General features: G+C 38.7%; 24 protein-coding genes. 3 read left to right on the top strand and 21 right to left on the bottom strand.

From position 1 onward, the window contains the following. Positions 1–379: 379 nt before the first annotated feature. Positions 380–526, top strand: a complete 147-nt coding sequence (locus F602_RS11005) for a hypothetical protein (protein WP_018167226.1) — start codon at positions 380–382, stop codon at positions 524–526. Between the two features lie 26 nt (positions 527–552). Then, positions 553–2,058 carry an ATP-binding cassette domain-containing protein gene (locus F602_RS0106835; RefSeq protein WP_018167225.1) on the top strand — a complete coding sequence of 502 codons (1,506 nt, stop codon included), beginning with the start codon at positions 553–555 and terminating at the stop codon, positions 2,056–2,058. A gap of 32 nt (positions 2,059–2,090) precedes the next feature. On the opposite strand, the gene F602_RS10920 is transcribed toward F602_RS0106835, so the two are convergent. The 14 genes from F602_RS10920 to F602_RS0106765 all read right to left on the bottom strand — a co-directional run bounded on the left by F602_RS10920 (position 2,091) and on the right by F602_RS0106765 (position 18,401). Further along, positions 2,091–2,258: a hypothetical protein gene (locus tag F602_RS10920; RefSeq protein ID WP_018167224.1), complete on the bottom strand. Its 168-nt coding sequence runs from the start codon at positions 2,256–2,258 to the stop codon at positions 2,091–2,093. A 292-nt stretch (positions 2,259–2,550) separates the two neighbouring features. Then, positions 2,551–3,867, bottom strand: coding sequence for a GTPase ObgE (gene obgE, locus F602_RS0106825; protein WP_026183349.1), 1,317 nt, complete (start codon positions 3,865–3,867; stop codon positions 2,551–2,553). A 101-nt stretch (positions 3,868–3,968) separates the two neighbouring features. Next, complete coding sequence (locus tag F602_RS10775) at positions 3,969–4,094, bottom strand: DUF4044 domain-containing protein (protein WP_018167222.1); 126 nt, start codon at positions 4,092–4,094, stop codon at positions 3,969–3,971. A 167-nt stretch (positions 4,095–4,261) separates the two neighbouring features. Then, complete coding sequence (gene uvrC, locus F602_RS0106815) at positions 4,262–6,046, bottom strand: excinuclease ABC subunit UvrC (protein WP_018167221.1); 1,785 nt, start codon at positions 6,044–6,046, stop codon at positions 4,262–4,264. Positions 6,047–6,221: 175 nt separating this feature from the next. After that, positions 6,222–6,914: a pyrimidine 5'-nucleotidase PynA gene (pynA, locus tag F602_RS0106810; RefSeq protein ID WP_018167220.1), complete on the bottom strand. Its 693-nt coding sequence runs from the start codon at positions 6,912–6,914 to the stop codon at positions 6,222–6,224. 372 nt (positions 6,915–7,286) lie between these two features. Beyond that, a complete protein-coding gene (locus tag F602_RS0106805; RefSeq protein WP_018167219.1) occupies positions 7,287–8,180 on the bottom strand; it encodes an ROK family protein in 894 nt (297 codons plus the stop codon). Between the two features lie 7 nt (positions 8,181–8,187). Then, the gene (locus F602_RS0106800; protein ID WP_018167218.1) at positions 8,188–10,056 is read right to left on the bottom strand and encodes an alpha-amylase family protein; all 1,869 of its coding nucleotides are present in this window, start codon (positions 10,054–10,056) and stop codon (positions 8,188–8,190) included. Beyond that, positions 10,046–11,377: an alpha-L-fucosidase gene (locus F602_RS0106795; protein ID WP_018167217.1), complete on the bottom strand. Its 1,332-nt coding sequence runs from the start codon at positions 11,375–11,377 to the stop codon at positions 10,046–10,048. Before F602_RS0106795 ends, F602_RS0106800 begins: the two co-directional genes overlap by 11 nt. Beyond that, entirely contained in the window at positions 11,374–12,213 is an 840-nt protein-coding gene (locus F602_RS0106790) for a carbohydrate ABC transporter permease (protein WP_018167216.1), read from the bottom strand. Before F602_RS0106790 ends, F602_RS0106795 begins: the two co-directional genes overlap by 4 nt. Further along, positions 12,210–13,133 (bottom strand): carbohydrate ABC transporter permease, encoded by a 924-nt coding sequence (locus tag F602_RS0106785; protein WP_018167215.1) that lies wholly within the window; start codon positions 13,131–13,133, stop codon positions 12,210–12,212. Before F602_RS0106785 ends, F602_RS0106790 begins: the two co-directional genes overlap by 4 nt. 92 nt (positions 13,134–13,225) lie before the next feature. Next, positions 13,226–14,512, bottom strand: coding sequence for an ABC transporter substrate-binding protein (locus F602_RS0106780; RefSeq protein ID WP_018167214.1), 1,287 nt, complete (start codon positions 14,510–14,512; stop codon positions 13,226–13,228). 30 nt (positions 14,513–14,542) lie between these two features. After that, a complete protein-coding gene (locus F602_RS0106775) occupies positions 14,543–15,187 on the bottom strand; it encodes an L-fuculose-phosphate aldolase (RefSeq protein ID WP_018167213.1) in 645 nt (214 codons plus the stop codon). Positions 15,188–15,199: 12 nt separating this feature from the next. After that, the gene (locus F602_RS0106770; RefSeq protein ID WP_018167212.1) at positions 15,200–16,987 is read right to left on the bottom strand and encodes an L-fucose isomerase; all 1,788 of its coding nucleotides are present in this window, start codon (positions 16,985–16,987) and stop codon (positions 15,200–15,202) included. Next, the gene (locus tag F602_RS0106765; RefSeq protein WP_018167211.1) at positions 16,971–18,401 is read right to left on the bottom strand and encodes a rhamnulokinase; all 1,431 of its coding nucleotides are present in this window, start codon (positions 18,399–18,401) and stop codon (positions 16,971–16,973) included. The genes F602_RS0106770 and F602_RS0106765 overlap by 17 nt, the downstream gene beginning before the upstream one ends. A gap of 168 nt (positions 18,402–18,569) precedes the next feature. Between F602_RS0106765 and F602_RS0106760 the strand changes: the two genes are divergently transcribed. After that, entirely contained in the window at positions 18,570–19,340 is a 771-nt protein-coding gene (locus F602_RS0106760) for a DeoR/GlpR family DNA-binding transcription regulator (protein WP_018167210.1), read from the top strand. Positions 19,341–19,647: 307 nt separating this feature from the next. On the opposite strand, the gene F602_RS11120 is transcribed toward F602_RS0106760, so the two are convergent. The 7 genes from F602_RS11120 to F602_RS10630 all read right to left on the bottom strand — a co-directional run bounded on the left by F602_RS11120 (position 19,648) and on the right by F602_RS10630 (position 25,309). Next, entirely contained in the window at positions 19,648–20,400 is a 753-nt protein-coding gene (locus F602_RS11120) for a glycerophosphodiester phosphodiesterase family protein (protein ID WP_018167209.1), read from the bottom strand. Positions 20,401–20,412: 12 nt separating this feature from the next. Next, a complete protein-coding gene (locus F602_RS11115; protein WP_018167208.1) occupies positions 20,413–21,495 on the bottom strand; it encodes a glycerophosphoryl diester phosphodiesterase membrane domain-containing protein in 1,083 nt (360 codons plus the stop codon). A 196-nt stretch (positions 21,496–21,691) separates the two neighbouring features. Then, positions 21,692–23,110: a cryptochrome/photolyase family protein gene (locus tag F602_RS0106750; protein WP_026183347.1), complete on the bottom strand. Its 1,419-nt coding sequence runs from the start codon at positions 23,108–23,110 to the stop codon at positions 21,692–21,694. 105 nt (positions 23,111–23,215) lie between these two features. Next, positions 23,216–23,416, bottom strand: coding sequence for a cold-shock protein (locus F602_RS0106745; protein WP_018167206.1), 201 nt, complete (start codon positions 23,414–23,416; stop codon positions 23,216–23,218). Positions 23,417–23,577: 161 nt separating this feature from the next. Further along, complete coding sequence (locus F602_RS0106740) at positions 23,578–24,060, bottom strand: YkgJ family cysteine cluster protein (RefSeq protein ID WP_018167205.1); 483 nt, start codon at positions 24,058–24,060, stop codon at positions 23,578–23,580. A 206-nt stretch (positions 24,061–24,266) separates the two neighbouring features. Further along, positions 24,267–24,926: a GNAT family N-acetyltransferase gene (locus F602_RS0106735; RefSeq protein WP_018167204.1), complete on the bottom strand. Its 660-nt coding sequence runs from the start codon at positions 24,924–24,926 to the stop codon at positions 24,267–24,269. A 23-nt stretch (positions 24,927–24,949) separates the two neighbouring features. Continuing rightward, positions 24,950–25,309, bottom strand: a complete 360-nt coding sequence (locus F602_RS10630; protein ID WP_018167203.1) for a DUF6054 family protein — start codon at positions 25,307–25,309, stop codon at positions 24,950–24,952. Positions 25,310–25,318 lie beyond the last annotated feature (9 nt).

The raw sequence follows: 25,318 nt of genomic DNA, 5'->3' as shown, positions 1-25,318 counted from the left end.
TCGTTTTGTAGCTACTGCTAAAGGAGATAGCCTACAATCATATCATCCTATTATACCTTATGGTCGATGAGATTGGTATTTTAATACTCATTTTTAGTAATATTATCCGTTTTTTAAATTGACAACGCTTCCAATATGTGCTATAATCCCCTTAGAAATATAAGGAGGTAAGGGAGTCATGAAAAACTAAGAAATCACAGATGAATGCAGCATTTTTGTTTATCAACTGGATGCTAAACTTTATCAAGTTGTGGTTTTTTAGTGCGCTCTACTTCTCCCTCCTGCTAGCCATCTATGGTCTAGTCTTTTTGAAGTAGCCAAACTATCCCTGCTTGATAAAGTAGGGATTTTTTATTGCACTTACAGAAAGGAAGATACTATGAAACACTTAACTGACCTAAAAAAACAAATCAAACAACCACAAGGAACTCATCAGACCAGAAAGATAGCTAAAAAACATGTCCATCCTGGTCATACCAATCAGCATAGCAAACCGATTATCAGCCATAATCAAGGAAATCGCTAACTAACAACTACCAAAAAGGAGGTAACATGTTACACATTCAAAACCTCACTATTACCCATCAAAATGACTTACAAGAGCTCATCAAAGATCTCAATTTGCTACTCAATACCGGCGAAAAATTAGCTGTTATCGGTGAAGAAGGTACTGGCAAATCCAGTCTTATAAAAGCTATCGTTCAACCTGATATGCTAGCTTCCTATGCTCATCTTACTGGGACCATCACCAATAAATTTCATTTAATTGGCTATTTACCACAAGAGCTGGAAAAAGAGACTCTCAAATGGACAGTGACAGACTTTCTCTATCGAGAGGTAGATTATGGACACTTTGATTTTAACCTTTTATACAAATATGCTGGGCTCTTCAATCTAGATTTGAACAGGTTTGAAACTCACCATCAAACTTTGTCCAGTCTTTCTGGTGGAGAGCTTCTAAAAGTACAGTTGCTAAAAATTCTAGCCATTAATCCTGATTTGCTGATTTTGGATGAGCCATCCAGTGACCTAGACTTAGAGACCCTCCAATGGTTAGAAGGGTTTATCTGTCATTCAGAAAAGACTATCCTCTTCGTCTCTCATGATGAAAGCCTACTAACTAGAGCAGCTACTGCTATCTTGCACTTGGAATTGCTAAAAAGGCGGACAGTTCCTCGAGCAACCTATTTCAAAGGACAGTATGAAAGCTACAAGCAAGAACGAAAAGAACGGTTTGAGCATCAACTACAAATCGCTAGGAAAGAACGAGAGGAGCATTCAAAAAAGATGGCGCGCCATCATCGGATTCACCAAAGTGTCGAGCATGCCCTACGCAATACCCACGATAGCACAGCTGGGCGACTCTTGGCTAAGAAAATGAAAAATATCCTCAGCCAAGAAAAAAGACTTACTAAGGAAGGTGAGAACTTGACAGAAATTCCTCAAGATATGGATGCTATGGCTCTCTTTTTCTCTGAAATCCAGACCGTGCCTGCTAGCAAAAAAATTCTTTTCTGGGAAAATAAGGTCTTATCAACCGGTCAAACGATTGATTTGCAAATTCGCGGTCAGGATAAGCTGGTTATTACCGGTAAAAATGGTATTGGAAAAACAAGGTTACTCAAAGAGATTTTAAAAACCTTACAAGCACGAAGGGATATATCTGTTGGCTACATGCCCCAATATTATGAGGAAGAGTTTGCAGAAAACGAGACTTCTCTTTCCTTTTTGAGACCAGTTGCTGATGAAGAAAAGGCACGAAGTCTTCTTGCTAGCCTAAAATTTACCAGCCAGGAAATTAAGCATTCTGTACATGATTTGTCAGGGGGACAAAAAGCCAAACTTTTCCTAGCCCGCATGGTACTGGCTGGGAACAATGTATTAGTTCTAGATGAGCCTACTCGACACTTTTCTCCGACCAGTCAACCTCTCATTCGTCAAGTTCTGACCGATTATCCAAGCGCTATTATCAGTGTTTCCCACGACCGATTCTTTACTGAGGAGGTAGTTGATATAGAATATCACCTAAAAGAAAATACTTTGGTTCGAACCAAATAAGAAAAACCTACTGTTTTTTAGCAGTAGGTTTTTTAGTTTTCTTTAGATTCTTCCTTAGCTAAGCGCTCACGTTCTAAACGTAACTTGCGGTTAGGATTGAGCTTGTTAAAGAGTTCTTCTAGTTTTTCAGCATTCCAGACATCGGCTGCCGAAACGAAATTTCCATCTTTGTCCTTAAAAGATATAGGCTTATCTCCCATGTCAGGTCCTCCTTTAGTTGATTGGTTAGAAGGCTAAAAATTGTTCTAGTCTATTCATTTCTAGGATCGGGTACTTTATGGTCTCTTTCTCATTTCAAGGTGACCAGCTGAAAGAGTCTATTCCTAGACTCTTTCAGTCCCCCAGACTGCCTCGCTTTTCATTTCTAGGCTCGGGTTAAAACAGTCCCCCAAACTGCCTCGCTTTTCACTTCTAGGCTCGGGTTAAAACAGTCCCCCGGACTGCCTCGCTTTTCATTTCTAGGCTCGGGTTAAAACAGTCCCCCGGACTGTTTTAATCCACAAACTCAAATTCAAAATTGCCAATACGAACCATATCGCCGTCTTTAGCACCTCGGGCACGGAGTGCTTCATCTACTCCCATTCCTCGCAGTTGACGGGCAAATTTCATGATGGATTCATCACGATCCATATTGGTCATAGCAAAGAGGCGCTCTAACTTCTCACCGTATAAAACCCAAGTGGCATCATCATCACGAGTGATTCCAAACGGCGCTTCGTCACTCTGGAAGCCATAGTAAACTTCCTCTTCATCTTGAAATTCTGCTTCTTCATAAAGCAAGAATTCTGGTGTTTTCTCTAGCAATTCAGCTGTTGCTTCTAAAAGATTTTCTAAGCCTTGATGGGCCAAAGATGAAATCGGGAAAATCATTGGCAACTCGTCAAATTCATCATAATTAGTAGCTAATTTTTTCTTGAAAACTTTGAGATTTTCCTCAGACTCTGGCATGTCCATTTTGTTGGCTACAATAATCTGAGGACGCTCCATCAGACGCAGATTATATGTCTCCAGCTCATTGTTGATGGCTAGGTAATCTTCATAAGGGTCACGACCTTCACTGGCTGACATATCAATGACATGGAGGATAACACGTGTCCGCTCAATGTGGCGAAGGAACTGGGTTCCAAGACCAACTCCCTGACTCGCTCCCTCAATCAGTCCAGGTAGGTCTGCCACAGCAAAAGATTCACCTGACTTAGTACGAACCATCCCCAGATTGGGCACAATGGTAGTAAAATGATAGGCTCCTATTTTGGGTTTTGCTGATGTAATCACACTGAGGAGGGTTGATTTACCAACAGATGGAAAACCAACTAGGCCTACATCTGCTAAGACTTTCAGCTCTAATTCCAGCTGGCGCTCTTCCCCTGGCTCTCCATTCTCAGATATTTCTGGAGCTGGGTTGCGCGGGGTAGCAAAACGGATATTGCCGCGACCACCACGACCGCCACGAGCAACGACAAATTCCTGACCATTTTCAACTAAATCAGTGATAATCTTGCCAGTTTCAGCATCGCGGACAGTGGTTCCTTGTGGCACACGAACAATCAAATCCTCTGACCCACGACCATGCATGCCCTTGGACATACCTTTTTCACCATCCTTGGCTCTAAATTTACGATTATAGCGAAAATCCATGAGAGTTCGTAGTCCTTCATCGACGCAGAAAACAACAGAGCCTCCTTTGCCGCCATCGCCGCCCCATGGTCCGCCATTTGGTACATACTTTTCACGGCGAAAGGCCACCATGCCATCGCCACCCTTACCAGCCTTCACTGAAATCTTGGCTGTATCTAAAAACATACTCATTTAATACTATTTAGGACACTTGTAAACCGCGCTCAAATGGATAAACACGAAAAAAGGTCCATTCCTTTCTCTTTGCAGAAAAAAACGCTTAATAGCGTTTCTTAGAGGAGAGCGCTGATAGCTGGGAATACCAGACCAGCAATGGTTGCCAAGACCATCAAGACAATGATGACCATGGTGATTTTTTCAAATTTTGTTTTTTTGTGTTTTTCTTCTCCGAAAGCCATGGGACTTCTCCTTTAAATTAAGATACAAAGGCCTATGCAACACACAGCAAAATAGAAAAACTGACAAAGATGATACGTATCTAGGAGAGCTTTATCTTTTTACAAGTGTTGTAGCCGTGTTCAATTTTGTTCTTATCTATTCATTCTATCATGAATAGTGGTTGAATTCAATCGCTATTGCTTGAATTTAGCCTTTCCTTTACCAACTCTGCCACATTTCTTGGAACACCACAGTTGATAATATCTTCAATGTCAGCCTCTTGGATATTGGTCAGGTTTTTAAAGTGTTTCATGAGGGCTTGTTTGCGCTTTGGTCCAAGACCAGCGATACCATCTAGTTTAGAGCTAAAGGAGTTCTTCGAACGCAGTTGGCGATGAAAATGAATAGCAAAGCGGTGAACCTCATCTTGAATACGATGAAGGAGGAAAAATTCTTCAGAATTTCTTGGCAAATCAATGACTTGTAGAGGATCACCAAAAAGTAGTTCGTGGGTTTGGTGTTTGTCATTTTTCTGAAGACCAGCTATGGGAATGTCCAGTCCTAACCTATTTACAATAACATCACGCGCCACATTGACCTGACCTTGTCCTCCATCAATAATAATAAGATCTGGTGGAGTTAAACCATCTTTTAGGACACGACTGTATCTGCGGTAGATGACCTCGCGCATGCTGGCATAGTCATCTGGGCCCACAACGGTTTTTATTTTATATTTGCGGTATTCCTTTTTACTGGCCTTACCGTCTACAAAAACTACCATAGCAGAGACAGGACTTGTTCCCTGAATGTTTGAGTTGTCAAAAGCCTCAATACGAACTGGCTTAGGAATATTGAGTAACTCGCCTAAATTTTCAATAGCACCGTGGGTCTTCTTCACATCTTTTTCTAGCAAATCAAACTTTTGTTGTAAGCTAATACGAGCGTTTTTGATGGCTAGATTGACTAGCTGCTTCTTCTCTCCCTTTTGGGGCTTCACCACCTTGGTGTCCACTAGCGCCTTGACCATGTCTTGGTCAATATCTTGGGGGATAAAGATTTCCTTGGGCAAAAAATGCTTGCTATCTCTATAAAATTGACCAATGTAGGTTAGGAAATCTTCCTCAGGTTCATTGTAGTAAGGGAAAAGATTGACATCCCTCTGAATCAGTTTTCCTTGACGTACAAAGAAAACTTGGACACACATCCAACCTTTTTCCACATAATAACCAAAAATATCTCGATCCATCATATCTTGGTGCATCACCCGTTGTTTGGTTCGCAAGAGACCGATAGCTTGTATTAAATCGCGGTACTCAGCCGCTCTCTCAAATTCCATGAGAGTCGCAGCCTTTTCCATCTTATCACGCAACTGGTGAATAATCTTATCGTCCTTGCCATTAAGGAAATTCTTGACATCCTCTTTCAGACCATTCCAATAGGCTTGGTCCGTTTTGCAAATGGTGTGGGCATGGCATTGACCCAAATGATAGTAGAAACAGACTTTATTGGCTGGATTGGTGCATTTTTTAAAGGGAAACAACCGATCCAGAAGGCGTTTAATCTCCGTCGCAGCCCTAGCATCTGGATAGGGGCCAAAATAAATACCATCCTGTTTTTTGACCTGACGCGTAATGAGGAGACGAGGATAGACTTCATTGCTAATTTTGATGTAGGGATAGGATTTGTCATCCTTGAGACGAATGTTGTATTTGGGCTTATTCTCCTGAATAAGATTGATTTCTAGAAGCAAGGCCTCCGTATTGGACTCTGTGACAATAAACTCAAAATCCTCAATCTCTGAAACCAGAAGTTCCGTCTTAGTATCATGGCTTCCTTGAAAATAAGAACGTACCCGATTTTTTAAATTTTTAGCCTTTCCTACATAGATGATTGTGCCCTTTTTATCCTTATGAATGTAGCAACCAGGACTATCTGGCAGCAATTCTAACTTGTGCTTGATTGTTGTGTTCATAATGATATTGTATCATATTTATTGATGAAAAAAGCTAGCTAAGACCACTTAGCATACACTTAGCAATCAACCAAACAAACTAGTTTAGAGAAGTTGTCACATCCAAGCAGTATTTCATGAAAAAAGCACCCTACTCGTTAGATATTCCTCTAACTTTTAGGGTGCTGCTGACTTTCTAAGAGTTCTTAAGAATTTGCAGGAGTTCTGCGTAGCTTTTCACAGTATAGTTCGGCTTGGCTATGGTTTCGTTGACTAGATTGGCTGTATTATACCAGACTGTATCTATGGAAGCATTGTTTCCGCCTAAAACATCCGCCATCAGACTATCTCCAATCATGAGGGCTTGGTGGGACTTGAACCCTTCTACTTCCCTTGCAATGGCATCATAAAATTCCTTCTCGGGCTTGTGATGGCCCACTTCATCTGAAATAAAGATTTTTTCAAAAAAATGAGCAATGCCTGATTGAGCTAACCGTCCTTTTTGAATGTAAGTCACCCCATTAGTCGCTGCCAATAGTCGATAATCATTTTGGACTAACTCTGTCAAGAATTCTTCCACACCATCAAAAACTTGGCCTTGCTGGCTTAAATGTTCCTGGTAACGATGAGCAAAAACCACCCCATCTACTTCCTGTCCAAAATGGGCAAACAGTCTAGCAAAACGTGTCGCGATCAGGTCAGCCTTGGAAATTTTTCCCAAGGTCAAATCCTGCCACATCGCTTTATTCATGGGTACATAGTAATCTAAATAGGCCTGAATATCGCTAACTCCTGCTTCTTCCAGCAAGAGTCTCAAAGCCACATCTTCTGCCAAATCAAAATCCAACAACGTGTGATCAAGGTCGAATAGTAGAAATTTATAATACAATTTGGCTTTTTTCCTTTCTAGGGGGATTATTCAATAACTTGATTTCTATTGATTTTATACCCTTTTCATTCCTTCATTCATTGTATCACACTATTAAAGGTTTGTGTTAACGTTAAAAAGCCATACCATCATAGATATGACTTTAGCGTAAAAAATATAATAAACACTTTCTTTACGATTCAAATTTAGGATTTTTAGATATCTCATAATGGTCTTTCAATTTGAAGGTGCTTATCTTATTTTAACATCGCATTGATTCCAAATTTATCAACTAAATATCCAAAGTAGGCAGCCCAAAGTTGAATTTCCCATGCCATAGACAGCCTCTCACCTCTGAGATAATGCACTAAACTTCTTTTTCTTCAGCTACTTCTATAATACCAGGAATGCGGCTCCTATAACTCCATTATTACCTTTAATTGTTGAAAGGGTAATGTGCTCTAATATATGAACCTGTTCATTATGTAATCTAGTTCTGAGTTCCAAAATGATTTTTTCAACAAAATCTGGATTATGTAGTGCAACACTACCACCAAGTACAATAACTTTTGGATCTAGTAAACATATCATATTATGAAGTGCATCGACTAAACCATCTAAAGTATTCTTTACTATAATATTGGCTGTACTGTCTCCATCTCTCCATTGGGCAAATACCTTCTCTGCAGTTATAGTCGTATCTGCATATAGTTGCTGCCCATATCGTTCAATTGCTGGCCCTGAACACGAAGCTTCTAATGAACTTGGCTTGTCAAAACTCCTAACTGGCATAAAGCCTATTTCACCAGCAAACCCACAACCTCGCAAAATTGTATTATTCACTATATTGGTTGCAGCAATTCCTGTCGAGATGGTAATATAGCCAAACATAGCATCTTCTGGTAAATCTAATAATCTGTATTCAGCATATGCAGCTACTTTCACATCATTATCAACGCTAATAGGAATGGGACCGAAAACTTCTTTTAATCTGCTAACAACCGGAAAATTTTCCCAAGGGATATTATTTTGAAAAATAGCAATACCATTTTTCACATCAACTTTTCCAGGCAATCCAACGCCAATCCCAATAATATCTTCAATTGAGATATTGTTAGTTTGCAGAAGATTGTTTACGGCACGGACTACGCAAGAAAATAGTGCTTCGGAACTAGAAACATCACTCGGTACTTTTATAGCATCTTTGACTCGACCATCAGAAGATACCAAACCGACAGCAACTTTTGTTCCACCAATATCAATACCAATAGCCAAATTTTTAGTCATAGTTCTCCTACTTTTCTAACAATAAAATTGTATACGGGGGAATTTCTATTCCATTTTCCGAAATAATACAAGCTGTCTCCTTGATGACCGAATAAGTACTAAAATCGAGTTCCGACTGGCAGAATAGCTTCGTCTTGCTTGATGGATTCCTTAAAGATAAAATTTCTTTTCCGGTTTTCGGATGTTGGCAATGATATCCGTATATTTCAAAAAGTTCTGGATCTCCACCGATGCGACGACTATGCTTTAAAACAGAATAATTAGCTTCAATCCATTTTATAGCACGCGCATTAGCTGCCCAACGGTCCTCATCAAACATACTGTATGAATAATGAAATTCCCAGAAAGCATTCCCACGGGTGGAAATAAACATTAAATAATCTTCAAATTCTTCAACTGTTGCATACATCTGGTGATCCATATACCAAGTATGAGCTGTTGTTGCATAAACAGGTTCGTGATTATATAAGGCCCAAAGAGGTAATTGAATATCACGTTTATCCAAAAATTCTTTATATTGAATATCCCGATAGGTTATCATACGATTAATATCATTGCCAGCACCTTCTGTAAAACCAACATCTTGCGAAATCTGGATCCAAAGACTATTCACCCATTGTAAGAACCACGGACTTGGATTAACATAGGAAGTCAAGTTCAACCAGCAATCCCTATCGCCACGCTCCCTTCTTAAATCTGTCAAAAGCTCAATCAAAAACTCATAAACTGGTGTCATAATATGCATAGCAAAGTCCCCACTACAGTCAGTAGTATCCGGTTTCAAAAGCCAGCCATCAATCTTCCAATAGCTAATATCGTAAGTTTTTTGATACTCTAGCATCTTCTCTTTCATACGTTTGAGATAGTTAAAGTCAGCAATATTGACATCATTAGATAGGCTATTTTTACTACCCATTTCTGGATGTTCAACAAGCCAATCACTCATAGTCACTTCCGTACCATTATAACCACCACGTGGACCAATCCAGAGACCAAGACTAGAACCTAATCTATTAACCAAAGATTTTACATTTTTGAGTTCACTTGGAAACTTTTTATTAAACTCCCAAATACTCTGATAATCACACCAGCCATCGTCAACTACGTAAGCATCTAAATGGACTCCATGTTTTTCAAAGCCGTGATAAATTTCTGAAAAGCTATTTAAGATGATTTCTTCATCAATTTCAGTCATGTGGTCATACCATGAATTATACTGTTTTCGGAAATAACTTGGCTGGGCAATTCCTTCAATATACAAGAAAAATGCTTTTTGCATAGATAGTTTATCTGAATTTTGCGCTGCTCCCATAACAGCAGGCCAGATTTTCTTAGGCTCTATCATCTCGTGACCGATATAATATCTTGAAAAATACTGAGTATCAGAAATACGATTTTCACCCATAGGGAATTCCATCCCAAGATAAAGCGTTTTAGCATAAACTGGTTGTCCGAGTTCAACATAGTAACCTGAGAAATCTGCCATTTCTTTAATATTATCTTGCTTCTTGGGATAGAAAATATCTTTCACATCAGTAAACTCTAGTACTTCAACATCAATATAATTGATAATCTTATTACTTTGGATAACCGTCATTTCTTTTGCAATGATGTCTTCACGGGCTGTAAAAAGTACATTTACTTTAACATCTTCACGGTAAAAATGTACTTGCAAGCTATCTTTTGTTTCTTCGACAATGTGCGCTCCAAAATCAGAAGATGTGTAGGAAGATCCGTCACAGAATACAATTCTAAACTCCTGGTCAGAACAATTTTCAACTGTAACATCTATGTGCTTATTTAGAATGTGGGTTGTATAAAACTTATCCTCACGGAAGTTAAAATAACGAGCCAGTTGTTGATTTTCAATTTTCATCTGCTAATTCCTTCAATTCAATCTTGATAACACTATCTATCTCATCTGGGAGTGGATAAGTAAAGTGTGGAACTTCGCCATATTGAGCAAAACAGATATCTTCATAAGCTAAAGTTGTGAAACTACTTGAAATAGATACCTCACTACCATCATGTAAGAAGGACATCCGTTTTATTTGATTTTTATCAATACCAATTAAAGCTAAAGGCCCGATAGGCTGTTCAAATACGTGTGCGTAAATAGTGTTACCTTTTTGTGTGTAGTAGCCCCACTCGGGTTTTGGTAAGTTGCTAATACCACATCCATAAATTGATTCACCGTTTTTCTCAATCCAAGCACCGATATCTGCTAAAATATCTTGACTTTCCTGTGGAATTACACCAAGTGCTGTTGGCCCAACATTAAGAATCATATTACCATTCTTGCTGACACACTCTACCAATTTACGAATGAGAGTTTTTGATGATTTATAAAGATAATCGGTAGGATTGTAAGCCCAGTTATTATTCATGGTCAAACAAAGTTCCCATGGTATAAATTCTCCCTTATAATTACGAATACCTTCATGAGGGACAATTTGTTCTGGACTAACGAAATCACCGGAATAGGAGGTAATCTGTTCTGTTACAATACTACCAAATCCCTCTCCTGAACCTTCCAAACGATTATCCACTATGACATTTGGTTGATATTGCCGAACCAATTGCATCAATTCCTCTGCTCGCCAGGTCTCTCCAGACATTTCCTCATAAGAAAAATCAAACCATAAAATATCTAATTGACCATATTTTGTCACAATTTCCTTTACTTGATGATGGAGATAGTCAACATAACGATTTAAGTCAAATGTATCATCTTCAAATCTGCTATCTCCTCGCATAGGATGATATGGATCCTGATACTTAGGATAATCAGGATGATACCAATCTACCAAACTAAAATAAAGTCCCACCTTCAATCCTTCTTGACGAACTGCCTCTACAAATTCCGCGACTAAGTCCTTACCAATTGGTGTATTGGTAGACTTATAATCCGTATAGTCAGAATCAAATAGACAGAAACCATCATGATGTTTAGCTGTTAAAACGACATATTTCATACCAGCTCGTTTAGCCTGTTTTGCCCATTCACGTGGATTATAATCCGTGGGATAGAAAGTATCAAAATATGGCTGATAATCTTCTATTGAGAGTCGTTGATGACTACGAATCCATTCACCTTTTCCAGGAATGGAATAAAGTCCCCAGTGAATGAACATGCCGAATCGATCCTTACGAAACCATTCTGTTCGTTGATTAATGTCATATAGATTGTTTTTCATCCTTTTACTGCTCCTCCTCCTAAAGCTTCAATGAAGTACTTACTTGCAAATGTAAAGAGTAGAATTGGTGGTAGAATAATCACAACAATTGCTGAAAACAAACCATTATAGTTTGTATTAAAGTCTGTCGTAAATTGGGCTAGTAAGGCTGGAACTGTCAATTCTTTCGGATTGATAACTAGCATAGATGCCCAATAAAATTCATTCCAGTTGTTGATAAAAGAAAGAATTGCTGCTGTTAGAATGCCTGGCCGCGCAATTGGTAGCATAATTTTCCAAAAAATCTGAGGATAACTGGCTCCATCAATTTCTGCAGCTTCTTCCAAATCTTTTGGTATAATTGCAAAATAGTTTCGGATGATAAAGAAACTCATCGCTATTCCACTACAAGAATAAACAAACATCAAGGCAAGTGGGGTGTTGTAGATTCCTAAAACATTTACCAATCTGTAAACAGGAAAGGTCATTGCGGTGGCTGGAATGAATAGCGTAGAGTAAAGCATCATAGTAATCAGTTTTTTTCCACGAAATTCCATACGTGCAATAACATAAGAAGACATAGAAATCATGATAATACTAATGAATACCGAAATAGATACCACCTTAAAGCTATTCCAGAAGTAGTCTAAAACGTGTAACTCAGTAAACACCTTGATATAGCCATCAAAGCTAAGTTCAGTTGGCAAACTAAGTCCAGGATTTTTCATAGGGTCTGCTTTTAGCGAAGACAAAAATATCCATAATATCGGAAATACAGACACCAAGCAGGTAAACAACATATACAAGTAGATAATAATCTTACCTGATTTGGTCAAACCATTCATTTGATCTTTCATTTCTTACTCCTTTTACCTTCTCTAAACACTAGATTAACACATAGAATAATTAACATGCCTCCAATAATTTGAACCACACCTACTGTATTGGCACGAGAATATTGAGTACGTGCACTCGCCACTGCTAATTCTCTTATGATATAAGAAATACTTCTTGTTCCCGCCGCACCATTTGTCAAGAAGAATACTTCATTATACAATAAGAATCCTGCAGTACCCGACATGATTGCGATTGTTTTGATGGTTTCTTTTATCATTGGAATCGTGATGTACCACTCCCGACGCCAACCAGTTATATTATCAAGAATTGCTGCTTCATAAATTTCTTTTGGTATAGCAAAAATCTGACCTAAAATCATAATAGTTGCTGTTCCTGCAAAGAAGATATACGCACAAGTCATCGCTACAATATTAATTCCAGGTGTCAATAATACAGAGGATTGAAAATCAGGATCGAAAAGACGAATAACCTGATTCACAACACCATAATTTGGATTATAGATTTGTAAGAAAATCAATCCCATAGCCGCACTCGAAATAATGCTTGGAATAATATAAAGATTTCTAGAAATTTTCCACCCAGGGAGTTTCTTAGACAGAGCGATGGCTACTGTCAAAGAAAGCGGAACCCCTACTACTATCCCTACGATAGCCCAAATAATAGAATTTCGTAGTGCTTCAGAAAAGAATGGATACTCTGTAAAAATATACTTATAATTATCGAATAAGTTATCCCACCCAAGAAATTGTGGATTGTTCAAGTTTGAGTAGTCCCACTTGGTAAATGAAGTAACAAAGATAGACACTACTGAGTAAAAATAGAACAGGAAGAAACAAATAAGAGTTGGGAGTAAAAACAAGAAAATAAAGCGGCTTTTTTGCTTTTTTCTATTCTTCAAACTTAAAACTTTATTAGACATAACAATTTCCTCTTTCAAAACTTATATCCCAAGTGACGAGTAGGTTCCTAGATATTTCTAAGAACCTACTAGATACACTCAGAAAAGTTCTTTTATCCAATCAATGCAATCAGAATTGCTTGAGTATCTTTTACTTTTTGATCAATATTTACTCCTTCTGAAGCACTTTCTGTCAAAGCATTAATCAATGCACCGCGAACATCTTCTCCCCAAGCAGAAATAACTGTCGGAACAATATTATCTGCTGTGTTTGCTAATGATGTTGCTTTACCGAGTAATTTAACAGTGGCATCATCAGAACCTTCAGCTACTTTTGCTGTATCAATTTTTTGACTAGCAGGGTTAGCACCAAGTTCAAAGATTGTTTGTTGGACTTCATCACTAAACATGTACTTCAAAAATTCTAAAGCCAGTTCTTGTTTTTCCTTAGACATCTTGCTAGAGATAGTGATACCACCCCCAGGTGAACTGATAGCTACACTACCAGGATAGATACCTGGCTGCAATGCTGGGTTCTCAACCATACTTCCAGAAGCCCAAACACCATTGAAAAAGACACCTGATTTATTAGCTTGAAAATCTGCTGTATAAGCATTTGCATCTCCACCAGCATTAGCGGAACCATTTGCTTGTACTTCTGTCATAACAACTTTCAGAGCTTCAGCAAATGCCTTAGATTCAATCCCCTCTTTTGTCAGAGGACCTGTGAGCAATTTCCTGCCTTCCTCTGTCGTACCTAAAACTGTATTGAACATACGAATTGCAGGCTCTCCGGCACCAAAAGCATAAACTCCATCTACTTTACGAACCAGTGCCATTGCTTCAGAAAAATCATTCCATGTCTTCCATTGGTCAGGGGTCTTAGCACCAGCCTTGCTAAAGATATCTGCGTTATACCATAGCCCAAGAGTTAATAACTGATCATGTGCAGTATAGATTTTGCCATTAACGTTGTTTTGAGTATAGTTAATACCCACATTTTCCTTAAGTCCGTTTTCGTCAATATAAGGTTTCAAATCAAGAACAAGTTCTTGCTCAATGGCCGCTAGGGAAACACCGTGTCCCGCAAGATCAATCATATCTGGAAATTCTCCACTAGCTACCTTATTGTTCATCACATCCGTAAGGCTACCTGTTACTGGTATTGGTTTAAATTCGACCTTATCCGTATTGTGCTCTTTAGCAAACTTATCATACAAATCACGAACTGCCTTCGCTGGGGGCCATTCTGCTTCACTTTGATAATTGCCATGATAAAATTCCAAGACTTCTTTACCCGAAGAGTGGCTTGTGTCCTCTTTCGATGTGCTACATCCCGCAACACCAATCAATGCAGCTAAGCATACAGTTGCGCATTTCAGTAAACGTTTGTTCATCATACATTCCTCCAATGTAAATATTTTTAGTTTTTATTTCCTTTGACCATATGTTTTAAAGCGCTCAGCCATCAATTCCATTTCTTCATCAGGTAGAATGATGGGCTCTCCTATGCTTCGAGCAACGCAGTAAATTTTAGCACAGTATTCAACTTCTTCAATAATATTATAGGCATTTAGTAGATCTTGCGCTCCTGCCAAAATACCATGATTGGCAAGAAAAACCGCTCGACGATCTTCCATAGCTTTCACTGCATTCATCGCTAGTTCTTGCGTACCATAGGATGCGTAGTCTGCTACTTTGACATCTTTTCCAGCTACTGCAATCATATAATGACTCGCTGGCAGTGGTTCCCGTAAACAAGCCAACACTGTTCCATAGGTAGTGTGAGCATGAATAACAGCATCAATATCCTCTCGCTTCTGATATTGTATAAGGTGCATAAACCATTCACTAGAAGGAAGTTTATCTCCTTCGACAACCTTACCATCTAAGTTCATGATGACAATATCTTCTTCTTTAATATCAAAGAAATCAATTCCTGACGGTGTAATAGCCATCAGTCCTTTTTCTCTGTCAAAGACACTTAAGTTTCCACCTGTTCCTTTTGTAAACCCTTCTGATACTAATTTTTTACCGTAATTAACAAGTTCCTTTCGTTCATTTTCCATTAACATATACTTACCTCTTTATTTGCTATAAAGCGGACCTAATACTTCACACATTTTGAAATCTGCCGCTTCTAAATCTTTTGTACCAACACCACCAAAGATACTTGGTCGGAAAATCCGTTCTCTAGGAACATTGTGGAGAGCAACTGGAATACGAAGCATGCTAGCTAGTGTAATCACCTGATCTCCGATGTGCCCATGTACAAATGCTCCGTGGTTTGATCCCCAATGGTTCATAACATCATAAACTGTTTCAAAACCAGGCTCTCCAAGATTTGGAGCAAACCAAGTCGTTGGCCAAGTCTTATCTGTGCGTTCATCAAGAACTTTATGCACTTCATCATCTAGTAAACAGGTATAGCCTTCTGCAATTTGCAAGCTTGGTCCAACCCCTTTAACCAAGTTCACTCGAATCAAGGTAATCGGCAACTCTGCTGCTGTCTTAAAGTGCGAAGAGTAGCCACCACCTCTGAAGTATTCATAGTTAGCACGGCACCAATCAGTGTTCTCTAGACAGGACTTGATATCCTCATCTGTCATATTCCAAAATTCCTTCATGGTTGGCTGACCATCTTTATCTTTAGCTGCTGCTGTACCATCAAGGGCAGATGCACCCGAATTAATCAAATGAAGAATACCATCTTTTGCGCGACCTTCTAACTTCTTACCTGACACTCGTTCGACTGCTTCTGGGCTCCAGTAAGTCCTCACATCTGAGAATATTGGGGCCTTATTGGTCAACAGAGTGCCAAACAACATGGCTGTTGCATTAAGCGTATCATTTTCAGTCGCAAAAGCTGTGACAGGCCTTGCACCATTCCAATCAAACGTAGAAGCTAGGATAGCCTCAGCAAAGTCTCCATTTGGTAACCAGTCCGTCCATTGGCGCTGACCTTGAAAGCCGCCAGAAATGGCATTACGACCACGAGCCTCTTCTTCCCAGCCAATATCTGCTAAAGCTGGATTACCAAAGAGAATGTCTCGAATAATCAAAGTCTGTTTAGCGATAAACTCCCAATCTTTATCAGCTGGCACAACTTTTGATTTAGTAATGACTTCAGGAAAGTCTTTACCTTTGTTAATATCAATTCCCTCTTTGCAATTTTCTTTAATCCATGCCAGTGCTTTTTCATATTCTGCCTGATCATAGATTTCCAGTTGTATACGACGTAAGATTTCAGTCATATCCACAAATTCAACCATCATGCCAAGATAATCTTCAAAGAAACTGCTAGTGACTTGTGAACCAGCAATGCCCATAGAGGAAGCTCCGATGTTGACGTAGGATTTTCCTTTCATTTGCCCAACTGCAATGACACCCTTTGCAAAGAGTAATATTTTTTCAGCAACATCATCTGGGACGCTATTATCATCTAAATCTTGAACATCGTGGCCATAGATTTTGAAAGCTGGATAACCTTTTTGAGCATATCCACTCATTGCAGCAGCCAGATATACTGCCCCTGGACGCTCAGTTCCATTGAATCCCCAAATCGCTTTAATTGTATGTGGATCCATATCCATAGTCTCTGTACCATAGCACCAACTTGGGGTTACAGACAAAGTTCCGATGATATTGTGTGTTGAAAACTCATCGTAGACGAATCCGGCATCACCTTGGCCACCAATTGTCCGACTAGCAATTACACATTGCACTGGAGTACCGTCTGCATAACGTAGATTGCTTTCAATCAAATCCTTAGCTGCCAAAGCCATTTGCATAGTTTTTTCTTCCAAGGACTCACGAACGCCTCCTTGCCGCCCATCAATGGTTGGACGAATACCAATTTTAGGATAATGTGCCATCATCCACCTCCTTATTATTAGGATAGTAGTTCTTAAATTGAATAGACTGCTTCACCAGAGCTCTTGCCTCCTTAATGGAAGCCAATTCCTCCAGAGCGATAAACTGTACCAGTGCATTTCCTATTGAAGTGGCTTCGATCAGTCCAGTGATGACTGTTTTTTGTGTCACATCGGCTATCAATTGAGAGAAGTAGGTTGACTTAGAGCCGCCGCCAATCAAATGCAGATTTGTAAAGGAATATCCCAGTATATCTTCTAAATCTTCAATAACTTGATGATATTTATAAGCCAGGCTAGTATAAGCAACTTTGAAAATTTCTCCAGATGTTTTAGGCACTAGCTGACCTGATTGCTTTGCATAAGCCTGAATTTTTTCAATCATTTGCCCCGGTTCAGAAAACTCTCTGCTATCCGTATCAATTAATGCAACTGGCTCTGTCACAGCTTGCACCATTTCTACAATTTCATCAAAGTTAAAGTCTTTCCCTTGTGCTTCGTAGCTCCTCTTTATCTCTTCCACTATCCAAAGTCCTGTGCAGTTCTTGAGAAAAGTTGTTGTACCACCATAACCTGCTTCATTCGTGAAATTATGCTTAAGAGATTGCTCATTGATAATGGGATAAGGTAATTCTGTTCCAATTAGTGACCACGTCCCTGAAGAAATAAACAAGGTTTTCTCATCTTCTGTTGGAATAGCTGTAATAGCGCTAGCTGTATCATGTTCACAAACAGTTATAACTGATGGTGTCCCAACCTTATATTTCTCAAGTACGTCACCAAGAATAAGTCCTTCATCAACTAAGGGAGGAAAAAGGGCCTCCGATACTTCAAACATTTCTAAAATTTCATTGTTCCAAGTTTTGGTAAATGGATTAACCAATTGCATAGTTGAAGCAATACTTCGCTCAATGACCTTTTTTCCTGTCAACAAATAATTAAAATAATCAGGTATCATCAGTAGATTTCTTGCTTTAAAATAACTATCAGGACTTTTAGATTTGGCTCTCAACAGCTGAAACAGAGTATTGATTTCCATTAATTGGTTGCCTGTTTTGAAGTATAGTTCAGAAAGAGAGGAGATTTGTGCTACTTCTTCTAGCACACCTTTAGTCCGATTATCTCGATAATGAACAGGGGAGGAAATCAGTTGCCCTTTATCATCAAGTAGAGCAAAATCAACTCCCCAGGTATCAATACCCACCGACTGTAAATCAGAAAGGGAGTTCGCCTGTTTAATCGCATCTAAAATATGTGAAAATAGATCTTCCATATTCCAACAAAGAAAACCTCGCTCTTTCATAGGTTGGTTACTGAATCGGCAAATTTCTTTTGAAATAAGTTTTCCTTCTTCGATGTGATGTAGTACCGCTCTACCAGAAGTTGCTCCCAAATCAATGGCTAAAACTGACTTCATTAAAACCTCCTCTTTGTTAGCGTTTTCATAGTTTTATTATAAATTTAGGAACAAATTATTTCAATACTTGAACGAAATCTTGGCATTTGTTCAAGAAAATCCCCCTATTTCATTCAAAAAAATTCATTTTTTTCTAAAATATGCTAATATCATTACAGGAGGACTAATATGAGTAGAACTGAACGTCTAAAAGAGATTACAAATATATTGCATATAAAAAAAAGAATTTCGGTACATGACTTAGAGCAACAAACCTTTTCAAGTACTTCAACATTGCGTCGTGACCTCATATTTTTGGAAGAACAAGGATTTCTAAAACGCAAACATGGTGAAGTAATTTTGAATACTTTTAACACTGTAGAACTTTCTCATCATATTCGTGAGTCAGAACAACGTCAAGAAAAGAAAATCATCGCCAAACTTGCCAAGGACTTTGTAGGGCCAGGAATGTGCATTTATCTGGATTCTAGCACGACTGTTTATGAACTGTGTCCCTATCTTGTGGGCATTGACAATCTTATCATCTTTACAAACGGCTTGAATACTGCCCAAGCCTTATCCACTCTGGCCAACCCAACGATGAAGATTTTCATTACTGGTGGCGAAGTCAAGCATCATTCAGCATCTGTTGTCAACCATAATATAGAAAATTCTATCCTAGATCACTTCCGAATTGACTTAGCTTTCTGTTCCGCTAGAGGAATCGATGAAGAATTTGTCTATGAAGTATCCTTTAGCCAAGCACTTGCCAAGAAAAGCATCATTGACCGTTCTAAAGAAACAATCCTCTTGATTGATCATTCTAAATTTTATCAATCAGGATTCTTCAAAATCAACAACCTTGCACAGTATAAAACAATTATTTCTGATAAGCTTCCTGATGAAAAACTTCTAGATGCTGCAAATAAAGAAGGGATCGAATGGGTAGGAGAGGAATAAAAAAACTTTGAGGAGCTGGTTCCTCAAAGTTTTTTTTACTCTAACGTAATTTAACTATTCAATACTTTTTAACATTTATAAATCGTAGTTTTCAAAGTCATTGAAACACCTAATTGACAAAACTTCAATCTATAATTATCCCATTAGAACCACCTTGAAATCTAATCATTTCGAGAGATATATCATTTTTTATAAAACACTAACCAATGAAAACGGTCAGAATAGTATAGTCTAAAGGGAAGTTGCAATGTCCAAATCCATCTACGTTAGCATAAATAAACTACTACTTCTGCTTGACAAGATGGTATTATGTACCAAAGATAGCATCAATAATAATATCAATATCAGATCGGTTATCTTGATCTTTTATCCCTTGTTTTACTTTCCTGACATAATCTGTAATGATACCATCAACTTCAGAAGCTGTGAATCGGTCAACAGATTCATCGGTATTCACTGTCCAAACAATAACTTTTTTACCGTAAGATTTGAGTTCAGCTACTTTTTCAGGTATCGCCTCCCTTTCTTCCATAATGAGATAGTCACCTAGAAGATCCTTAGTCTCACCGACAGCAAAATAATAGAGATAACCAGTTTGGATTTCAGGATAGGTCTGCTCAATATAGGTAATCAGATTATAATCCAAGGATAATAGAACGGCTTCTTGCTCTATCCTTTCATTTTTGATAAGCTCTACCATATCATCTGCCATTTTTTCATCAGCCGTTTGACCTTTTAACTCGATAAAAAGACCGATTTTCCCTTTTGACACCTCAACAACTTCTTCAATAGTCGGAATAGGCTGAGAAGGTTTGCTTGGATCAAAGGAGTTCTTAACACGCATTTTTTTAACTTCTGCAAGAGTTAGTTGATTAGAAGTTCGAGAATTACCTGCAACACGTTTAAAGTCACCATCATGATTCAGAACATAAGCTCCATCTTTGGTGCGTTGAATATCAATCTCGGTCCAATCAACCTTCTCTTTTATCGCTTCTAGGATACCCTCAATAGTATTTTCAGCACCCAAATCGCCACCTGCACGGTGTGCAATAACTGCCATTTGCGTATTTGTCTAAAAAAGAGACTCAAAGTGAAGCGTGAAAATAGCAGATAACAAAGCATTCATCCCTACCAAAACGAGAACGAAAACAGCTAGAAAAAATTTTGTTCTCAGGCGAATTTTATGCTCAATATCAGGAGCCCAACGACTTGCTTTGATTGGAAAAACAAGGCTGATGGTCTTACCTTCTTTCTCATTGTAATCATAGAAAAGTTCTGTGATGGATAAAATGAACAAAGGTATCCATAAGAACATGAATACCGCTACCACTTCTGACAGAGCTAACAATAAGAAAAATAGAAGAAAACGGGTAGATTCCAGATCATCAGCATTCACCAACCAAAAGGTTAGACCGAGCAGAATGATGAACAACATGGCTAAGGGAAGAATAACCATGAATCCTTTCATAAGAGATTTTTTCAAAAGAGATTTTAAGAAAGAAAAACCATATTTTTTCGTTAATTGAGCTGATAATCTGAAAGATTCCTTGGTGGGTTTGCCCATAATTAACATATAATGAAAGGTAAGAATAAAACGATAGCTGAGATAGGTCAAGAAAATAAGGACAAGACTATAGAGAGTCAAATAAAGTGGATTGGCATAAATAACAGATGTAATGAAGTTAGGAATTTGAAAGTCTTTCATTGGCGAAATCGTTATCCCCAAACCAACCAGAGGAAAAATCAGTGAAATATACACCATCATCAACAAACCAGCTGGACTGAGGAAATGCTTCAGCGACTGTAAGCTCACCCAGATCATCTGACGGGCAGTCACTTCAATCCTACCTTCCTTAATCAAGGCACTCATGAGAATGAAACTGTTCACATCTAAACCGATAAATATAACCATCATCACAAGAGTAATGAGCAATAATCCGATTCCATTAAAGCTAAGAAGAAAGGATATAAAATCTCCACTAGAGAAAACCGTTCTACCAGAACTATTGAGTAAGAACTGAACGAGAATATGGTAAATTGGATACATCAGTAGAGCCAAGATGGTTTTGGATAATAATTGGTACTTCGTAAAGATCCAAAGTACACGACCTTTATATACCTTTGTATCTTCCACTCGTCGCATCGTCTTCGTCATCAAAGACTTCCTCTATTACATTTCTTTTTGTTTGATTTTTTATAAAATAGCAGTATTCTTGACACAGTTGGTTTATTTTCTAGATCGACAACTTCCAACATCATTTCAAAGCAACCGCTCTCAAACTGTATCATCTAAGTGTTGACATATTCATAAAACAATTGCCAACAAATCGTCTACCAAGATATAAACATAACTAGCTTTTCTTATTTGAGTGATAGTTTTCCTTGGCCCATTCATACTTGGCGATAGCACGTTTTCGTTGGAGACTGTGGTCTACGATAGGCTTTGGATAATCTCTACCGAGCTCAAAATTGAGTTCTTCCTCTAGATTTTTGGGTAATTTCCAAGGCTGGTGAACATGTTTAGCTGGTAAAGAACGCAATTCTGGCAGGTAGGTCTTGATAAAATCTCCTTGTGGGTCAAAACGCTGACTTTGCGTAACAGGATTAAAAATACGGAAATAAGGCACCGCATCGGTACCAGTAGATGCAGCCCATTGCCACCCTCCAATGTTACTTGCTGCATCATAGTCAATCAACATTTCCTGAAAATGCTTCTCCCCTAATCTCCAATCAATCAACAAATCCTTCGTCAAAAATGAAGCCACAATCATCCGCAATCGGTTGTGCATCCAACCAGTCTGAGAAAGCTGGCGCATGGCAGCGTCAATGATAGGATAACCTGTTTGACCTTTCTTCCAGGCCTCTAAATCAGCAGGATGATTCTCCCATTCCACCAAATCAAAGGCAGGCTGGATAGATCTCTCCTTTTGTTCTGGATGACAAACATAAATCATATTGTAAAAATCACGCCAGGCTAACTCTTTGATAAAAGTAGCTTGTCCTTGACTAGTCGGAGCCTGTCTGACTACGTGATAAACTTGACGAATACTAATCTCTCCTGAACGCAAATAAGAAGATAAACGGCTCGTACCACTCTTGGCCGGAAAGTCGCGCATCTTATCGTATTCTGCCAAAGAACTACTCACAAAATCAGCCAAGACAGCCTGAGCTTGCTCAGTCCCTGGATAGTGTAGGCTAGTTCCATCCCATAAATGTTTGATTTGGTGTAAAACCTGTGAGGATGTCTTCATGCTCAACCAAGTAGCTTGGGAAAGTTCAATAGAAATAGGCGTTTCTTTAGGTAGTTGAATCCAAGACTTATAGTAGGGAGTAAAAACTTTATAGGATTGACCCGTTTGGTTCAGAACTTCCTGACTGCCATGCAAATAATGGTCCTGATAAGCATGGATAGCTATACCCTTTTCTCGGAAAAATGTAGCAGCAGCTTGGTCACGCTTTCGACCAAAACCTGACTCATCATAATTGAAATAGACATCTGTCCAGTCGGGCAAATCACAATAGAGTTTTTCAAGTGACGGTAATAGCTCTCCATAGACTAAGTGAAGTTCGATATTTTTTTTCTTAAGCTCCTCCTGAAAATGCATAAGGCTGGCGAGAAAAGCTGACTGGTTGGGAGTGGGACTACTAGACAACTGTTTCTCATTCAGGTGAAAAAAACATAGAATTGGTTGCCTAGCTGCAATAGCTTTGGCTAAAGCCTTATGATCTGTCATCCGTAAATCTCTTCTAAACCAAACCACAGAAACCATCATTACCCCCATATACTCTTTATTAAATAACCCCTCTTATTTTACCATAATAAGAAAGAGTGGATAGCACAAAAAAACCACGAACACAAGTTCGTAGTTCGATTTTTATAATTTAACAATATTGCTAGCTTGTGGACCACGGTTGCCTTCTGTGACTTCAAATTCCACTTTTTGGCCTTCGTCCAAAGACTTGAAGCCATCTGCTTGGATTTCTGAAAAGTGTGCGAAGACATCTTGTCCATTTTCTTGTGAAATAAAGCCAAAGCCTTTTTCTGCGTTAAACCATTTTACAGTTCCTACTGCCATGTTGAGTTACCTCTTTTTTATTTATTTGTAAAAACTTTAAAGAGATAAAACATAGATAAAACTGATACTTTGACTCAAAAAACTTATTACTCTCCTACTCTAACAGGTTATCTGGTAGAAGTCAATGATTTAGGTCAGATTTTGTTCATTTTTCACAAAAATCAAATTCTTTCCCGCAACTTTTCAACAAAAAGATAGGCTGCCGGGCAAATCAGAGTATTTTTGAGAGTCAAATGATTGATCTGGTAGATCTTCTTACGGTCAGTATGAGGGAACTCACGGCAAGCCTTTGGTCGAACATCGTAAATATCACAAAGATTGTCTGGCCCCAAAAACGGACAAGGCATGCACTGGAAAATCTTATCACCATCTTCATCCACTTGCAGATAAGCAGCTTCAAACTCCTGTAGCTTCATACGAAAATGTTTGGAAATTCGAGTGATATCTGCTTCTGTCAGATCCGGTCCCAAGGTCTTGCAACAGTTAGCACACTTGGTACAGTCAATCTCCATAAAGACTTCCTCATGAATTTCCTGAACAATTTTATCCAAGTGTTTTGGGACCTTCTTTCGTAAGGTCGCTAAAAATTTCTTATGCTCTACTCTTTTTTGCAAAGCTAACTGTCGGTATTTTTCGATATCCATATCTTTACTCATTTTACTTATGATTTTTTGAAAAATGAAGGAAACACTGACAAACGTCAACAAACTTCAGATTCCAACTATGAAATTATGACCTGTCCAAAGGTCAGTGTACATACCACAATGCACTTGGGTACTGTCCAAACCAGACTATCTCCTACAGCAACTTCAGCCAACTGTTTAGCTTGTCGTTTTGGCTTGCCACAATCTTATTTCGCATCGTTGCTTATCTGCTTGATTAGTTTGATAAAGGGATAATAACCGCCATTCGTGGATTGGTAATAATCAGCAACTTTAGTATAGCCGACTTTTTGATACAGCGTCAAGGCGCGCTGATTAAAACTAGCAACGGATAAGCAAAACGTAGGGCAATCGAATTGAGAACGAGCAAAATCTTCGATTGCTTGATAGAAAACAACTCCCAGTCCTTGTCCCGTCTGGTTTGGTTTCATCCCGAGACCAATTTCTAGCTGTTCTTTTTCTGGATAAAAACAGGCAAATCCAAAGAGGGCCCCATTACGTATGACTTCATAATAGGTATTTTTTCTGGAAGTTGCTGATAAGAGCTCGGTGAGATCTTCCTCATCTGCTGCCATATCATAAAAATCATAGGGAGCAGGGTAACACCATTTTGCAATCTCCTCAGCAGACTCTTGGCTCATCGGCTGAATCCAGAAATAGGGCTCTATCAGCAAGCGCCTGAAATTCTTATCTAAATTTTTGATTCGCCTTGCCTGAACATCAGGCTTATCCGTTTGGAAAACATAATCCACATAGCCAGATATATAAGCCGGAATCATGGCCAGATAAATCTCACGTCCTTGTGGACTTAATTTCTGAGCAATCTGGTTCACTCGCTTCTCTAACATAGCTCTTCTTTCTAATCATGACACTAGGGACTATCTTTTTGTGCCAAGACTTGGAAACCTTGTTGTTGCAAAATGTCTACAACCATCCTGGCAAAAGAACCGTTGGCGCCCCAGCTGATATTAAAGACACCTTGACCAGCCCCTGAAGCAATGATATCTGCAAAAATCTGCTGACCATCATTGGTAAAGAGAACCGTCAAACTAGCCATACTCTCTGTCCGAAAAAAATGCCGCTCGAATACGTAAAGAATGGTCTGCATCGGGCCTACTTCATAGCCAACTGCTTCAATGACAGTTGCTTCTAACTTCTTAGGAAATGCACTAGCAATTTCTGTAAAGCTATCTGCTTTCCCAAGGCACAATTTATAGATTTCTTTATCCATAGTGTTATA

Source organism: Streptococcus minor DSM 17118, from assembly GCF_000377005.1.
Classification (GTDB): domain Bacteria; phylum Bacillota; class Bacilli; order Lactobacillales; family Streptococcaceae; genus Streptococcus; species Streptococcus minor.
Note: the sequence above shows the minus strand (reverse complement) of the source record. Positions and strands in the feature narration are given on the sequence as shown.

Bases quoted from the DNA above. Each gene is read 5' to 3' on its own strand.
- F602_RS0106765 (WP_018167211.1), bottom strand. From the start codon at position 18,401: ATGAAGTCAGTTTTAGCCATTGATTTGGGAGCAACTTCTGGTAGAGCG.
- F602_RS11115 (WP_018167208.1), bottom strand. From the start codon at position 21,495: ATGACGAAGACGATGCGACGAGTGGAAGATACAAAGGTATATAAAGGT.
- F602_RS10775 (WP_018167222.1), bottom strand. From the start codon at position 4,094: ATGGCTTTCGGAGAAGAAAAACACAAAAAAACAAAATTTGAAAAAATC.
- F602_RS0106735 (WP_018167204.1), bottom strand. From the start codon at position 24,926: ATGTTAGAGAAGCGAGTGAACCAGATTGCTCAGAAATTAAGTCCACAA.
- F602_RS0106775 (WP_018167213.1), bottom strand. From the start codon at position 15,187: ATGTTAATGGAAAATGAACGAAAGGAACTTGTTAATTACGGTAAAAAA.
- F602_RS0106740 (WP_018167205.1), bottom strand. From the start codon at position 24,060: ATGGATATCGAAAAATACCGACAGTTAGCTTTGCAAAAAAGAGTAGAG.
- F602_RS0106750 (WP_026183347.1), bottom strand. From the start codon at position 23,110: ATGGTTTCTGTGGTTTGGTTTAGAAGAGATTTACGGATGACAGATCAT.
- F602_RS11120 (WP_018167209.1), bottom strand. From the start codon at position 20,400: ATGGCAGTTATTGCACACCGTGCAGGTGGCGATTTGGGTGCTGAAAAT.
- uvrC (WP_018167221.1), bottom strand. From the start codon at position 6,046: ATGAACACAACAATCAAGCACAAGTTAGAATTGCTGCCAGATAGTCCT.
- F602_RS0106805 (WP_018167219.1), bottom strand. From the start codon at position 8,180: ATGACTAAAAATTTGGCTATTGGTATTGATATTGGTGGAACAAAAGTT.
- F602_RS0106770 (WP_018167212.1), bottom strand. From the start codon at position 16,987: ATGGCACATTATCCTAAAATTGGTATTCGTCCAACCATTGATGGGCGG.
- F602_RS0106785 (WP_018167215.1), bottom strand. From the start codon at position 13,133: ATGTCTAATAAAGTTTTAAGTTTGAAGAATAGAAAAAAGCAAAAAAGC.
- F602_RS0106800 (WP_018167218.1), bottom strand. From the start codon at position 10,056: ATGAAAATTGAAAATCAACAACTGGCTCGTTATTTTAACTTCCGTGAG.
- F602_RS0106790 (WP_018167216.1), bottom strand. From the start codon at position 12,213: ATGAAAGATCAAATGAATGGTTTGACCAAATCAGGTAAGATTATTATC.
- F602_RS10920 (WP_018167224.1), bottom strand. From the start codon at position 2,258: ATGGGAGATAAGCCTATATCTTTTAAGGACAAAGATGGAAATTTCGTT.
- obgE (WP_026183349.1), bottom strand. From the start codon at position 3,867: ATGAGTATGTTTTTAGATACAGCCAAGATTTCAGTGAAGGCTGGTAAG.
- F602_RS0106745 (WP_018167206.1), bottom strand. From the start codon at position 23,416: ATGGCAGTAGGAACTGTAAAATGGTTTAACGCAGAAAAAGGCTTTGGC.
- F602_RS0106760 (WP_018167210.1), top strand. From the start codon at position 18,570: ATGAGTAGAACTGAACGTCTAAAAGAGATTACAAATATATTGCATATA.
- F602_RS10630 (WP_018167203.1), bottom strand. From the start codon at position 25,309: ATGGATAAAGAAATCTATAAATTGTGCCTTGGGAAAGCAGATAGCTTT.
- F602_RS11005 (WP_018167226.1), top strand. From the start codon at position 380: ATGAAACACTTAACTGACCTAAAAAAACAAATCAAACAACCACAAGGA.
- F602_RS0106795 (WP_018167217.1), bottom strand. From the start codon at position 11,377: ATGAAAAACAATCTATATGACATTAATCAACGAACAGAATGGTTTCGT.
- F602_RS0106835 (WP_018167225.1), top strand. From the start codon at position 553: ATGTTACACATTCAAAACCTCACTATTACCCATCAAAATGACTTACAA.
- F602_RS0106780 (WP_018167214.1), bottom strand. From the start codon at position 14,512: ATGATGAACAAACGTTTACTGAAATGCGCAACTGTATGCTTAGCTGCA.